The following is a 14,115-nucleotide window of genomic DNA, read 5'->3' on the forward strand; positions in this document are numbered from 1 at the left end:
GACGTGCAGGCGCGCAACAAGCTCAACATCGGCCGAAAGGAGCGCTCGTGGGAAGGCGACCTGACGGGGGACCCCAACGAGAACCTGTACCGCAGGCTGCTGGCCGGAGGCATCAGTTGGGTCGACACCGACGACAACCAATCCACCTTCTCCTGGCATGCCCGCGCCGGCCGCTCGCTCACCACCGAGCGCATCGACCGCATGATCTACGGTGAATACCTTTACACCACGTTGACCACATACGCCACCAGGGACGCAAACGGCAACGAGATACCGAGAAGAGAACAAAACAACCGCGCCGTCTCGGGCAACTACAACTGGACCTGGCGCCAGCTCGACAGCGTGATCCTGCCCACCAAGGGGCTGACCACCATCATCCAGCTGGCCGGCGGCTACGCGATCTCGAACGAAAAGGACAACGGCCCCTTCTCGCGCCTGTACACGCGCAACACCCTGTACTGGCCGCTGGGCAAGTCGTGGTACTCGCAGATGCGGCTGGAGTTCGCCGAGGTCTTCGCCAAGGAGAGCGTGGGCATTCCCGACACGTTGCTCTTCCGCGCGGGCGGTGACGACTCGGTGCGCGGCTACGGCTACCGCGACCTCCACACCATCTCGATCGACGGCGTGCCGGCCGGCGGCAGCAAGCTCGTCACCACCAGCCTGGAGATCGCGCGCCCCGTCAGCGAGAAGTACTCGTCCATCTGGTGGGCCGCCTTCGTCGACGCCGGCAACGTGGCCAACCAGTGGAGCGAGTTCAACTTCGCGCTTGGCTACGGCGTGGGCATGCGCTGGCGCAGCCCGGTCGGCCCCTTGCGCATCGACGTGGCGTATGGTCAGCAGGTGAAAAAGGCCCGCCTGCATTTCAGCGTGGGCATCGCCTTCTGATGAGCGACACCCCCGACATCGCCCCGCAGCCGCCCACCCGGCCACGCCGCCGCATCGGCCGCGCACTGATCGGCCTGGGCACGGTGTTGCTGCTGACCGCCCTGGTGGGCGCGGGCATCGCGCTGCTGTTCTGGGCCGCCGGTACGGTGGGCGGCACGGCCTGGGTGCTGGCCCGCCTGTCGAGCGCGGGCATCGGCGTGGAGGTGATCGAACCCGACGGTGTGCTGCTGGGTGACCTGCGCGCGCGCCAGGTGATCGTCACCCAGGGCGGCACGCGCATCGTGATCGACCGCCCGCAGTGGCGCAACCTGCGCGCAAGCTACACGCCCTACCCCGAGACCTGGCTTGCGCTGACTGTGGACGCCCTCTCGGCCGAGCGCGTGACCATCACCGTCACGCCCAAACCCGGTGACACCGGCGACGGCAAACCAGCGACCCTGCCCCAGCGCCTGCGCATGCCGCTGGAACTGCACATCGCCGACCTGCGCGCGGCCGAGGTGCACGTGCCGGGCCTGGAAGGACGGCCGCTGCGCGACGTGCAGGGCCGGCTGGAGCTCGGCGGCGAGCAGGGTCGCCTGCACCAGCTCGACCGGTTCAGCGCGCGGCTCGACCCCTTGCTCATCACCGGCCAGGCCTCGCTGGGCGCCGATGCGCCGATGACGCTCAAGGCCGACCTGCAGGCCGTGCAAAGCGGCAGTGCACCGGCCGAGCGCGTGCTGCCCTCGTGGGCCAAGACGCTGCAACCCGACTGGCGCGCGCAGCTCAAGGTGCAAGGCCCGCTGGCCCGCTTCGAGGCGCAAGCCCAGGTGCGCGCACAAGGCCAGTCGCTCGACGCCGACGCACTGATCGCCCCCGTCGAGCCCTGGCCGCTGCCGCGCCTGCAGGCCACCACCGAGAACCTCGACCTGTCGGCGCTGCTCGAGAAGGCGCCGCTCACCGCGCTCAGCGGCCAGGTGCAGATCACCCCCACCGGCACACCGACCGAACACGCGCTGACCGCCGTGGTCCGCCTCACCAACGCCAAACCCGGCCGCTGGGACCTGCAGCAGCTGCCGCTGCGCAGCCTCTCGCTCGACCTGCGCGCCCGCACCGGCCAGGCGCGGCGGCTGGAGCTGAGCCAGGCCGAGCTGCTGCTCTCCGACGGCCGCCGCGACGCCGGCACGCTCAAGGCCAAAGGCCACTGGGACGGCGGCGACATCCGGCTCGATGCCGAACTGGCCCAGCTGCAGCCCAGCCTGATCGACCCGCGCCTGGCGGCCATGAGCCTCTCCGGCCCGATCAAACTCACGGCGCAGCGCGTGCCGCAGGCCGCCGATGCGCGCACGTGGCCGCGCTTCGATGCGCTGGTCGAGCTGAAAGGCCGTCTCGAACAGCCCGACCGCCCGGTGCAGCTGCGCCTGGAGGCCAAGGGCACCGAAGACACCATCGACCTGAAGGAGCTGCGCGCCTCGACCGGCGAGACCCACGCCACGCTCAAGGGACAGGCCGACCGCAACGGCGAGTCGTGGCAGATCAAGGCCAAGGCCTCGATGGCCGACTTCGACCCGCGCCCCTGGTTCCCCGCCGGCCTTGGCGCGGGCTGGCAGGCCGGCGTCTACCGCCTCAACCTGAACGGCGACGCCGCGCTCACCCTGCCCGACAGCGTGTGGGCCAGCAAGATGACCACCAGCTGGCCGCAGCACCTGGCCGGCCTGCGCGGCACGGCCTCGGCCGACCTGAAAGACACCCAGCTCGCCGGCCTGCCCATCACCGGCACCGTGAGCCTTGGCCATGCCGGTGCACGCGACCCCTTCCAGACCAAGGCCGAGCTCGACCTGGGCGGCAACCGCATCCGCGTCGACGGCCAGATCGCCCCCGATGCCCAGGGCCAGGCCGACCACTGGACGGCCGAGGCCAACGCGCCCGCCATCGGCAAGCTCGCGCCCCTGTTGCGCCTGCTGCTCACACCCGAGCAGGCGGCCAGCCTGCTCGAAGGCCTGGGCGGCGCGCTCGAAGCCAACGCGCAGATGAGCGGCCGCTGGCCGGCCGTCAGCACGCAGGGCAAGGCGGCGCTCGCCAACGTGCGCGCCGGCGCCTGGAGCGTCGGCCAGGCCGACCTGCGCTGGGAGGCCGGCACCGCCCTCAACGCACCACTCGACGTGCTGCTCAACGTCGCCCAGGCCGCCTGGGACAAGCGGCAGCTCGGCCCCAGCAGCCTCGCGCTCAAGGGCACACCCGCCGCGCACGAACTCAGCCTGCGCGGCGAGCTCAAGGCCGCACCGCCGGTGTGGATGGAGAACCTGCAGGCGCGGCCGCGGCCGGCCGTCAAGCCGCCGGGCACGCCGGCTGCCAGGCCGCCCGCCACGCCGGCGAGTGCGGCGCCCCTGCCCACCACGCCGGCTGCACCACCGCCTTCCCGCACGCTGGTCGTGCTGAACGTGCGCGGAGGCGTGAGCGGCAGCCTCTTCAGCCCCGCCGGCAGCGGCAAGGCCGAACCGCCGCCCTTTGCCTGGCAGGGCACGGTGCAGCAGCTCGAACTGCGCACCACCGACAGCAGCGCCGTGCCGCTGCTCGCCGTCAAGGACGTCGGCATCGACTACGTGGGCGGCAACGTGCCGCGCCTGGCGGTGAGCGAGGGCCGTGCCGAGATCGTGGGCGCCGGCATGCGCTGGAACCGCCTCGAATGGCAGGCCGACCACGGCGTGCGCACGCAGCAGCTCGACATGCATGCCGAACTGGAGCCGCTCGCCGTGGCGCCGCTGCTGCAGCGCGCCCAGCCCAACTTCGGCTGGGGCGGCGACCTGGAGATCGCCGGCAAGGTGGTGATCCGGCAAACCGACGACTTCAGCGCCGACATCGTGCTCGAACGCACGCGCGGCGACCTCACCGTCACCGAAGAAAGCGGCACGCAGTCGCTGGGCCTGTCCGACCTGCGCATCGGCCTGAACGCGCAGAACGGCGTGTGGAACTTCACCGCTGGCCTGGCCGGACAGCAGCTCGGCGTGCTCGGCGGCGCGCTGGTGGTGCGCACCTCGCCCAAGCTCGCCTGGCCGGCCGCCGATGCGCCCATACAAGGCGTGATCGAGGCCCAGGTGGCCAACCTCGGCACCTGGGGCGCGTGGGTGCCCGCGGGCTGGCGGCTCGACGGCAAGCTCAACCTCAGCGCGAGCTTCGGCGGGCGCGTCAACGCACCCGAGTACACCGGCCAGGTGCGCGGCTCGGGTCTGGGCGTGCGCAACATCGTCGAAGGTGTGAGCCTCACCGACGGCGAGGTCGACGTCGCGCTGCGCGGCGACACCGCACGCATCAACAAGTTCACCGCGCGCGGTGGCGGTGGCACCGTGCGGCTGGAAGGCGACGCGCGGCTGGACGACAAGTGGCGCGCCCAGCTCAAGCTCGTGGCCGACAAGTTCCAGATGCTCGGGCGCGTCGACCTGCGCATCATCACGAGTGGCGAGGCCGAGCTGCTGCTCTCCGAAGGCAGCGCCAAGGCCAAGGGCAAGTTCGTCGTTGACGAAGGCCTTGTCGACTTCACACGCCTGAGCTCGCCCAGCCTCGGAGACGACGTGATCGTCGTCGGCCGCAGCGACCGCGAAGAAGCCCCGCCCAACCCCGGCGCGCCGGGGCTCATGAAGCTCGACCTCAACCTGGTGGTCAATGCCGGCAACGAGTTGCGCATGCGCGGCCTGGGGCTGGACACCAAGCTGCGCGGCGAGCTCGAAGTGAGCCTGCCCAACGGCAAGTGGGCGCTGCAGGGCAAGGTCAATGCCGTGGACGGCACCTTCGCCAACTACGGCCAAAAGCTCGTCATCGACCGCGGCATCGTCAGCTTCAACGGCGCGCCGAGCGACATGCGCCTGGACATCGAAGCCACCCGCCCCAACGTCGACGTGCGCGTGGGCGTGCAGGTCACCGGCCCGCTGGCCAACCTGCGCGTGCGCCTGTTCTCCGAGCCGGTGATGTCGACCAACGACATGCTCTCGTGGCTGCTGCTCGGCCACGCCAGCGAAGGCCTAGGCCGCTCCGACGCGGCGATGGTGCAGCGCGCCGCCTTCGCCCTGCTGGCCGGTGAAGACGAAGGCAAGGGCGGCCCCGGCGCCATCACCAAGGCCCTGGGCATCGACGACGTGTCGGTGCGCCCCGGCGACAGCGAGAACAAGGACACCGTCGTCTCGGTCGGCAAGCAGCTCTCCAAGCGCGTGTACCTGGCCTACGAGCAGAACCTCAACACCAGCACGGGCAGCGTGCAGGTGACGTACCGCATCGCACAACGATTCGTGATGCGCTTGCAGTCGGGGCTGGATCGCTCCGTCGACTTCATCGGCACCTGGCGCTGGGAGTGACTGACGCCCCCAGGGGGCGCCACCTGGCGGACCGGCAAAGCCGGATCCGCGGGCGTTGCTTGATCCGGGTTCGCGTCCTTGCCCCTTCGCCGAGCTGCCGGCCTGAGGCTCCCGTGGTTGACCCTCAGAGTCTTTCCGTCGTTTACTAAACAAGGCGCGCTTCCTACACTCGCGCGAACGCGGCCTGCAACCAGCGCAGACCGCGGCCAAACGTGCCCCCACCTCCACCTTCCGCCGACTCCGTCCGCCGCCTGCGCTGGCCGCATGGCGAGGCCGAGTTGCAGGCGCTGGGCGGCATGCTGGCGCCGGTGGTCTTTCGCGCCGCGGGGCACCCCGACTTCTCGCCGCTGCACGTGGCGCCGTGGGCCGACGAACCACACACGCCCGCGCTGACCGGCGCCCTGGCCCGCTTGCGCGGCGACTGGCCCTGCGTGCCCTTCGGCCGCTGCGACCGGCCGGCCGGCCTGCCCGCGGGCTGGCCATCCCGCGAACCATCGGATACCTGGGGCCACGGCTACGCCTCCCACCACCCGTGGCGCTGGCTGAGCCTGGACGACCCCCACGCCCTCGGGCTGCAGATCGACCTGCCCGCCGAGCAGCCGGTGCGGCAGCTCACCCGCATCGTGCGCGCCGTGGCCGACCGGCCGGCGCTCGACATCGAGCTGCACATCGCCGTCGCGCAGCCCTGCACGCTGCCCGTCGCGCTCCACCCCACGCTGCGGCTGGACGCCGGGCGCGTGCAGCTCGACCTGGCACACGACGGCCCCGGCCTGAGCTACCCCGTGCCGGCCGAGCCGGGGCATTCGCGCATCGCCGCCAACCAGCGCTTCGACACCCTGGCGGCCGTGCCACTGGCCGGCGGCGGACATGCCGACTTCTCGCGCTACCCGCAGGGCGCGAACAGCGAAGAACTGCTCCAGCTCATGACCCTGCGCGGCCCCGTCACCGCCCACTACCTCGACGCCGGCTGGTCGCTGATGCTCGACTGGGACCGCGCACTGCTGCCCGACCTGATGCTGTGGGTCAGCCACGGCGGGCGGCTCTACCCGCCGTGGAACGGCCGCCATTTCGCGCTCGGCCTCGAGCCGCTCAATGGCATGTGGGATCTGGGCCGCGTCACGCAGGTGCCGACCGACCACCCGCTTGCCACCCGCACCGGCCTGCAGCTGGCGCCGGGCGCACCGTGCGTCATCCGCTCGCGCCTCGCGGCCTCCCCCGAGGTGCAGCCATGAGCACGCCGCGCACCGACCGCGACATCACCGTGCGCGACATCGCGCTCGCCGCCAAGGTCTCCATCGGCACCGTGTCGCGCGCCCTCAAGAACCAGCGCGGCCTGTCGGACGAAACGCGGCGGCACGTGCGCGAGGTGGCGCGCCAGCTGGGCTACGACCCGGCGCGGCTGCGCTCGGCCAAGGCACGCCGGCTGGTCTTCATGGTGCACCGCCAGCACAGCAGCTTCTCGCTCAACCCCTTCTTCTCGCAGGTGATGCAGGGCGTGGAAGAAGCCTGCCGCGACTTCGGCGTGGTGCCCACGGTGCTCAGCCCCGGCCCCGCCGACCCGGTGCGCCACCTGCTGCGCATGCACGAACCCGACGCGGTGATTGCGGCCGGCTTCTTCGAGACCGAGATCGTCGAGCTGCTGCGCGGCATGGAGCTGCCGCTGGCGCTGGTCGACTTCTGGCTGCCGGGATGCCGCAGCGTCAACCCCGACAACCAGCACGGCGGCTACCTCGCCACGCGCCACCTGCTGCAGCGCGGCCACCAGCGCGTGGCCTTTCTTGCGGGCTCGCTGGCGCACTTCAGCATCCGCGAACGCGAGCGCGGCTACCGGCGCGCCCTGTTCGAAGCCGGCGTGCTGGCCGACCCCGATCTCGAAGTCGTCGCCCCGCCGGGCCTGGACACCGCCAGCGGCGCCGAGGCCGCGATGCGCGAGCTGCTCAAGCTGCGCAAACGGCCCGATGCCGTGGTCGCCTACAACGACATGGCCGCACTCGCCGCCATCCGGGTGTGCGAGGCGGCGGGCCTGCGCGTGCCCGACGACATCGCCTTCGTCGGCTTCGACGACATCCCTGCCGCCGCCTACGGCTCCGTGGGCCTGACCACGCTGCGCGTCGACAAGGAGGCCCTGGGCCGCACCGGCGTCGAGATGGTGATGCACGGCGACGAGATGCCGCAGAACATCGTGCAGCCGGTGGAGCTGGTGGTGCGCGAAAGCTCGGGCGGCGTCACCGCCACTGCGACGCCATCGGGCTAAACAGCGACTTTGTTTCGTTGCCTACGCTGACTGGGGAGCGGGAATCTCCCCTTAAGGAATGGGCCTCCTTCTAAATAGATTCTTAACGCCGTGGCGGCGGTCGCCCGCCGGGTCACGCCCATAAAACGTAAGGAGACAAGCCATGACATTGCGTTTGAAACTCACCGTCGCCGCCTGCGGGCTGGCCTTCAGCGGCCTGGCCGCCGCACAGGCGCAAAGCGTCGAAGTCCTGCACTGGTGGACGTCCGGCGGCGAAGCCGCTGCGCTCAACGTGCTCAAGGGCAACCTCGAGAAGCAAGGCGTCAAGTGGAACGACATGCCGGTCGCCGGCGGCGGCGGTGAAGCCGCCATGACCGCCGTGCGCGCTCGCGTGACCGCCGGCAACCCGCCCACCGCCGTGCAGCTGCTCGGCTTCGACATCCAGGACTGGGCCAAGCAGAACGTGCTCGCCGACCTGAATGCCGTGGCGCAGAAGGAAGGCTGGGACAAGACCGTGCCGACCGCCCTGCAGGCCTTCTCCAAGTACCAGGGCAAGTGGATCGCCGCGCCGGTCAACGTGCACTCGACCAACTGGGTCTGGGCCAACAAGGAGGTGCTCGACAAGGCCGGCGTGACCAAGCTGCCGACCAGCTTCGACGAGTTCATCGCCGCCGCCGAGAAGGTGCAGAAGGCCGGCTTCATCGCCCTGGCGCACGGCGGCCAGCCCTGGCAGGACGCGACGCTCTTCGACAGCGTGGTGCTCACCACCGGCGGCATCGACTTCTACAAGAAGTCGATGGTGCAGAAGGACGCGGCCGCGCTCGGCTCGGCCACCATGCTCAAGGTGTTCGACCGCATGGCCCAGCTGCGCAAGCTGGTCGACAAGGACTTCTCCAACCGCGACTGGAACCTGGCCTCGGCCATGGTCATCAGCGGCAAGGCCGGCTTCCAGATCATGGGCGACTGGGCCAAGGGCGAGTTCATCGCCGCCAAGAAGGTGCCGGGCAAGGACTTCATCTGCATGCGCTTCCCGGGCACGCAGGGCATGGTCAGCTTCAACTCCGACCAGTTCGCGATGTTCAAGGTCGGCGCCGACAAGGCCGCCGCGCAGGCCAAGATGGCTGCCGCCGTGATGGACCCGGCCTTCCAGTCGGCCTTCAACGTGGTCAAGGGCTCGGTCCCGGCACGCACCGACGTACCCGACACCGCCTTCGACGACTGCGGCAAGAAGGGCATCAAGGACCTGGCCGAGGCCAACAGCAAGGGCACGCTCGTCGGCTCCATGGCTCACGGCCACGCCGTGCCGGCCAACATCAAGAACGCCTTCTACGACGTGATCACGCGCCAGTTCAATGGCCAGATCGACAGCAAGACGGCGGTGAAGGAGTTGGTCGCCGCGGTCAACAACTGAGGTGTGGGCGCCATGCTGCGTTCTCGTGGCATGGCGTCTTTTGCACGGGGCTTCGATCCGCGAAGCGGACCCTGTCCCGAGGTATCGAAGGATCAGCCTGAGCGGGCGGTGGCATGCGGGGCCCTTCAAACACATTCAATCCGCTCAGGCTGAGGTATCGAAGCCCCACTCCACTCCACTCCCCGCACGCCCCACCCCATGAAAGCCCCCCTCATCGCCAAAGCCGTGCTCTCCCCCAGCATGCTGCTGATGGGTGTGTGCGTGTACGGCTACATCGGCTTCACCGCCTGGCTCTCGTTCACCCCGTCCACCATGATGCCGGTGCTCGAGTACTCCGGCCCCGAGGCCTACGTGCGGCTGATGGGCCTCAACAACTGGGTCCTGTCGGTCAAGAACCTCGGCATCTTCGCCACGCTGTACATCCTGCTGTGCGCGCTGCTGGGCCTCTTCCTCGCGGTGCTGATCGACCAGAAGATCCGCGCCGAAGGCATCTTCCGCTCGATCTTTCTCTACCCCATGGCCTTGTCGTTCATCGTCACCGGCACGGCCTGGAAGTGGCTGATGGACCCGAGCATCGGCCTGGAGCGCTCCATGCACGCCATCGGCTGGGAGAGCTTCGCCTTCGGCTGGGTGAAGGACAGCGACCTCGCCATCTACTGCGTGGTGATCGCCGCGGTGTGGCAGACCACCGGCTTCGTGATGGCGCTCTTTCTCGCCGGGCTGCGCGGGGTCGACAACGAGGTCATCAACGCCGCGCGTCTGGACGGCGCGCCGCTGTGGCGCATCTACCAGCGGGTGATCTTCCCGCAGCTCGGTGCGGCCTTCATCTCGGCCTTCGTGATCCTGGCGCACATGGCCATCAAGTCGTACGACCTGGTGATCGCGCTCACCAATGGTGGACCAGGGCGTGCGTCCTGGCTCCCGTCGCTCTTCATGTACCAGTACACCTTCACCCGCAACGAGATGGCGGTGGGCGCCGCGAGCGCGGTGCTGATGCTGATCGCCATCGCCATCGTGGTGGTGCCCTACGTGCTGCGCGAAACGCGCCCGGAGGGCCCTCATGTCTGAGCGCACCCTGGCCAAGGCCGCGCCGCGCCTGTTGCTCTACGCGCTCCTGATCGCGAGCGCGCTGCTCTTCGCCATGCCGATGTACGTGATGCTGGTGAACTCGTTCAAGCCGCTGGACGAGATCCGCGGCGGCGACCTGATGGCCTGGCCGCAGGCCTTCACGCTGGAGCCCTGGCAGAACGCCTGGAGCCTGGCGCAGATCGGCGTGCAGGCCACCGGCCTCAGGCCCTACTTCATCAACAGCTTCCTGATGGCGGTGCCGGGCGTGCTGATCTCGGTGGCGATCGGCGCCTTCAACGGCTACGTGCTGACGCAGTTCCGCTTCCGCGGCGCACACATCGTGTTCGCGCTGCTGATGTTCTCGGTGTTCATCCCGTTCCAGATCGTGCTGATCCCGATGGCACGCACGCTGGGCCTGCTGCACCTCGCCGGCACGGTGCCCGGCCTGGTGCTGGTGCACGTGGTCTACGGCATCGGCTTCACCACGCTCTTCTTCCGCAACTACTACGCGGCCTTTCCGGCCGACCTGGTGCGCTCGGCGCGCATCGACGGCGCGGGCCTCTTCACGCTCTTCTGGCGCCTGCTGCTGCCCAACAGCGGGCCCATCATCGTGGTGTCGATCATCTGGCAGTTCACCAATATCTGGAACGACTTCCTGTTCGGCGCCTCGTTCAGCGACTACAGCAGCTTCCCGATCACCGTGGCGCTCAACAACCTCGTGAACTCGAGCACTGGCGTGAAGGAATACAACGTGCACTTCGCCGCGGCGTTCATCGCCGGCGCGCCCACGCTGGCGGTGTACATCCTGTCGGGCAAGTACTTCGTGCGCGGCCTGATGGCCGGCTCGGTCAAGGGCTGAAGAAAGGTTTCTCATGCGTTGGGGTTTCATCGGTGCCAGCAACATCGCGGAGCGTGTGATCGGCTCGCTGCGCAAGATCCCGGGCCAGGAGCTGGTCGGCGTGGTATCGCGCAACGGCGAGCGCGCCAAGGCCTTCGCCGCCGAGCAGGGCCTGGCCATGGCCCACACCGAGCTCGATGGCTTCTTGCGCGAAGGCCGCTTCGATGCGGTGTACGTGAGCTCGACCAACGAGCAGCATTGCGCACAGACCCTGGCCGCGCTGACCGCGGGCTGTCACGTGATGTGCGAGAAGCCGCTCGCCATGTCGCTGGCCGATGCCAATCGCATGGTCGACGCCGCGAAGGCCGCCGGCCGCGTGCTGGGCACCAACCACCACCTGCGCGCGTCCGACTGCCACCGCCACATGCGCCAGCTGATGGCCGACGGCACACTCGGCCGCGTGCATGGCGTGCAGGTCTCGCATGCGGTCTACCTGCCGCCCCACCTGCAAGGCTGGCGGCTCGACCAGCCCGAGGCCGGCGGTGGCGTGATGCTCGACATCCTGGTGCACAACGCCGACCTGCTGCGCTTCCTGCTGCAGCTGGAGCCGCGCCGCATCCACGCCAGCGCGGCGCAGATCGGGCTGGCGAAGGGCACGGTGGAAGACAGCGCGATGAGCGTGATCGAGTTCGACGGCGGCGTGCTCGCGCAGACGCACCAGTCCTTCGTCGCCAAGCATGCGACCACCAGCGTTCACGTGCTGGGCACCGAAGGCAGCCTCTACGCCGAAGGCTCGCTGACGTCGACCGGCGCCGGCCGCCTGTGGCTGCGCAATGCCGAAGGCGAGACCGAACTCAGCGTGCAAACCGTCGACCTGCATGCCGGCGGCTTTGCCGCCTTCATCCGCGCCTGCGCCGGAGACGGCCAGCCGCTGGCCACCGGCGCCGATGGCGCACGCTCGATGGCCACGGCCCTGGCCGGCCTCGCCAGCGCCCGCAGCGGGCGCACCGAGACCATCGACTGAACCCACGAGACAAAGGCAGTACGACATGGAAGCCTGGATGAACGACGTGCCCGCCGCCGTGCGGACCTCCCAACGCCAGCTGCGCACCGAGGTGCCCGACCTGGCCGGCCGCTACGCCCGCCTGAGCGAAGCGCTGAACGACGAGGTGAGCGCCGTGCGCGCCGAGCAGGCGCAAGGGGGCGCGGTGCCCGAGATCCGCTACGCCGATGTGATGGCCGGCAAGGTCTCCCCAGCACAGGTGGCACGCATCAAGCGGCGCGGCTGCGTGGTGATCCGCGGCGTGTTCGACCCCGCGGAGGTCGACGCCTGGAACGAGGCCATCGTGCGCTACATCGACGAGGTGCGCTACCTGGAGCGCATGTCCGAGAAGGCCGGGCTCGACAAGTACTTCAGCGCACTCGGGTCGAACCGGCCGCAGATCTTCAGCCTCTACTGGTCGCGCCCGCAGATGCAGGCGCGGCAGCACCCCAACATGGCGGCCACGCGCGCCTGGCTCAACCGGCTCTGGGTCTACGAGAAGAACGGCACGCGCTACTTCGACCCCGACCGCCAGTTCAACTACGCCGACCGCATCCGCCGCCGCGAGCCGGGCGACTCGACGCTGGGCCTCTCACCGCACTCCGATGGCGGCTCGGTCGAGCGCTGGTGCGAGCCCACCTTCCGCCACGTCTACCGCGAGGTCTTCGAGGGCGACCCGCTGGCCTTCGACCCCTTCGATGCCGAAGGCCGCATCGCCACGCGCGAGATCCCCTCGCCCGCCGTGTGCTCGGCCTTCCGCACCTTCCAGGGCTGGACGGCGCTCACGCGCCAGGGGCCGGGCGACGGCACCTTGCGGCTCATCCCCATCGCCAAGACCACGCCGTGGATGCTGCTGCGCGCCCTGCAGCCCGACGTGCCCGAGGGCGACCTCTGCGGCGCCCAGCCCGGCCGCGCGCTGGGCGCCTCGCCGCAATGGCATGCCGAGCTGCTGGCCGGGCTGGTGCCCATCCCGCGCGTCGACCCGGGTGACACCGTGTGGTGGCACTCCGACGTGATCCACGCCGTCGAGGACCAGCACACAGGAAAGGGCTACAGCAACGTCATCTACATCGGCGCCGCCCCGTGGTGCGACAAGAACGCCGCCTTCGCCCAGCGGCAGGCACCGGCCTTCCTGAGCGGACGCAGCAGCCCCGACTTCGCGGCCGAAGACTACGAGCTCGACTTCGCGGGCCGCTCGCGGCGCGACGAACTCACGCCACTTGGCCAGATGCAGATGGGGCTGCGGCCGTGGTCATGAGCCCCTCGCAGATCGCGCCCCTCATGCCGGACTTCCGCAGCCCGGCCTTCCTGCTGGGCCACATCCGGCACACGCAGTCGTTCTACGACGGCCGCTGCCTCGACCCGAGCGGCGGCTTCTTCCATTTCTACAAGGACGACGGCACCGTCTACGACCGCCAGACACGCCACCTCGTCAGCAGCACGCGCTTCGTCTTCAACCATGCCATGGCCTACCGCCGCTTCGGCGACGCAGCCTATCAAGAAGGCGCACGCCACGGCCTGCGTTTCGTGCAGCAGGTGCATGCGCAACCGCAGGGCGGCTATGCGTGGCAGCTGGCCTGGGACGGGCAGCGCGCCACCGTGCAGGACGGCACCAATCACTGCTACGGCCTGGCCTTCGTGCTGCTGGCCCACGCCCACGCGCTGATGGCCGACATCGAGGAAGCACGCGCCGGCGTGGCGCAGACCTTCGAGCTGATGGAGCAGCGCTTCTGGGAGCCCGGACACGGCCTCTACGCCGACGAGGCCAGCCCCGACTGGCAGCGCGGCAGCTACCGCGGCCAGAACGCCAACATGCATGCCTGCGAGGCGATGATCGCCGCCTTCGACGCGACGAAGGACGCGACCTACCTGCAGCGCGCGCTGCGTCTCGCCGAAGCCATCACGCAGCGCCAGGCGGCCCTCGCGCACACCGACCTCGGCGACCTGGTGTGGGAGCACTACCAGGCCGACTGGTCGGTCGACTGGGACTACAACCGCCACGACAAGACGAACATCTTTCGGCCGTGGGGCTTCCAGACCGGCCACCTGACCGAGTGGACCAAGCTGCTGCTGCAACTCGAAGCCCACCTGTCACCCGATCAGCGGCCCTCGTGGCTGGTGCCCACTGCGAAGCGCTTCTTCGACACCGCCATGCGCCACGGCTGGGACGCGACGCACGGCGGCCTCGTCTACGGCTTCGCGCCCGACGGCGAGGTGTGCGACGCCGACAAATACTTCTGGGTGCAGGCCGAGAGCCTCGCCGCCGCGGCCCTGCTGGCCCTGCGCACCGGCGACGAGGCCTACTGGACGTGGTAC

General features: G+C 69.7%; 10 protein-coding genes. All 10 read left to right on the forward strand.

The genetic code is table 11. The features are described 5' to 3' along the window. Positions 1–885: autotransporter assembly complex protein TamA (locus tag VFL64_RS18925; RefSeq protein ID WP_489541934.1), on the forward strand; the 885-nt coding region annotated here is incomplete at its 5' end. Next, positions 885–5,207: a translocation/assembly module TamB domain-containing protein gene (locus VFL64_RS18930; protein ID WP_489541935.1), complete on the forward strand. Its 4,323-nt coding sequence runs from the start codon at positions 885–887 to the stop codon at positions 5,205–5,207. The genes VFL64_RS18925 and VFL64_RS18930, both read left to right, overlap by 1 nt. Before the next feature lie 212 nt (positions 5,208–5,419). Beyond that, positions 5,420–6,439 carry a hypothetical protein gene (locus tag VFL64_RS18935; RefSeq protein ID WP_489541936.1) on the forward strand — a complete coding sequence of 340 codons (1,020 nt, stop codon included), beginning with the start codon at positions 5,420–5,422 and terminating at the stop codon, positions 6,437–6,439. After that, complete coding sequence (locus tag VFL64_RS18940) at positions 6,436–7,461, forward strand: LacI family DNA-binding transcriptional regulator (RefSeq protein WP_489541937.1); 1,026 nt, start codon at positions 6,436–6,438, stop codon at positions 7,459–7,461. Before VFL64_RS18935 ends, VFL64_RS18940 begins: the two co-directional genes overlap by 4 nt. A 142-nt stretch (positions 7,462–7,603) precedes the next feature. Beyond that, on the forward strand, positions 7,604–8,851 hold the full coding sequence (locus tag VFL64_RS18945) for an ABC transporter substrate-binding protein (protein WP_489541938.1): 1,248 nt from the start codon (positions 7,604–7,606) through the stop codon (positions 8,849–8,851). Positions 8,852–9,049: 198 nt separating this feature from the next. Further along, the gene (locus VFL64_RS18950; protein ID WP_489541939.1) at positions 9,050–9,919 is read left to right on the forward strand and encodes a carbohydrate ABC transporter permease; all 870 of its coding nucleotides are present in this window, start codon (positions 9,050–9,052) and stop codon (positions 9,917–9,919) included. Beyond that, positions 9,912–10,778, forward strand: a complete 867-nt coding sequence (locus tag VFL64_RS18955) for a carbohydrate ABC transporter permease (protein WP_489541940.1) — start codon at positions 9,912–9,914, stop codon at positions 10,776–10,778. The genes VFL64_RS18950 and VFL64_RS18955 overlap by 8 nt, the downstream gene beginning before the upstream one ends. Before the next feature lie 13 nt (positions 10,779–10,791). Further along, the gene (locus VFL64_RS18960; protein WP_489541941.1) at positions 10,792–11,781 is read left to right on the forward strand and encodes a Gfo/Idh/MocA family protein; all 990 of its coding nucleotides are present in this window, start codon (positions 10,792–10,794) and stop codon (positions 11,779–11,781) included. A gap of 25 nt (positions 11,782–11,806) precedes the next feature. Then, entirely contained in the window at positions 11,807–13,057 is a 1,251-nt protein-coding gene (locus tag VFL64_RS18965; RefSeq protein ID WP_489541942.1) for a YbiU family protein, read from the forward strand. A gap of 23 nt (positions 13,058–13,080) precedes the next feature. After that, positions 13,081–14,115 (forward strand): AGE family epimerase/isomerase (locus VFL64_RS18970; RefSeq protein ID WP_489541943.1); only part of this gene is annotated, 1,035 nt, incomplete at its 3' end.

Source organism: Rhizobacter sp., assembly GCF_035702065.1.
Lineage (GTDB): Bacteria > Pseudomonadota > Gammaproteobacteria > Burkholderiales > Burkholderiaceae_C > Rhizobacter.

Bases quoted from the DNA above. Each gene is read 5' to 3' on its own strand.
- VFL64_RS18945 (WP_489541938.1), top strand. From the start codon at position 7,604: ATGACATTGCGTTTGAAACTCACCGTCGCCGCCTGCGGGCTGGCCTTC.
- VFL64_RS18955 (WP_489541940.1), top strand. From the start codon at position 9,912: ATGTCTGAGCGCACCCTGGCCAAGGCCGCGCCGCGCCTGTTGCTCTAC.
- VFL64_RS18940 (WP_489541937.1), top strand. From the start codon at position 6,436: ATGAGCACGCCGCGCACCGACCGCGACATCACCGTGCGCGACATCGCG.
- VFL64_RS18930 (WP_489541935.1), top strand. From the start codon at position 885: ATGAGCGACACCCCCGACATCGCCCCGCAGCCGCCCACCCGGCCACGC.
- VFL64_RS18965 (WP_489541942.1), top strand. From the start codon at position 11,807: ATGGAAGCCTGGATGAACGACGTGCCCGCCGCCGTGCGGACCTCCCAA.
- VFL64_RS18960 (WP_489541941.1), top strand. From the start codon at position 10,792: ATGCGTTGGGGTTTCATCGGTGCCAGCAACATCGCGGAGCGTGTGATC.
- VFL64_RS18950 (WP_489541939.1), top strand. From the start codon at position 9,050: ATGAAAGCCCCCCTCATCGCCAAAGCCGTGCTCTCCCCCAGCATGCTG.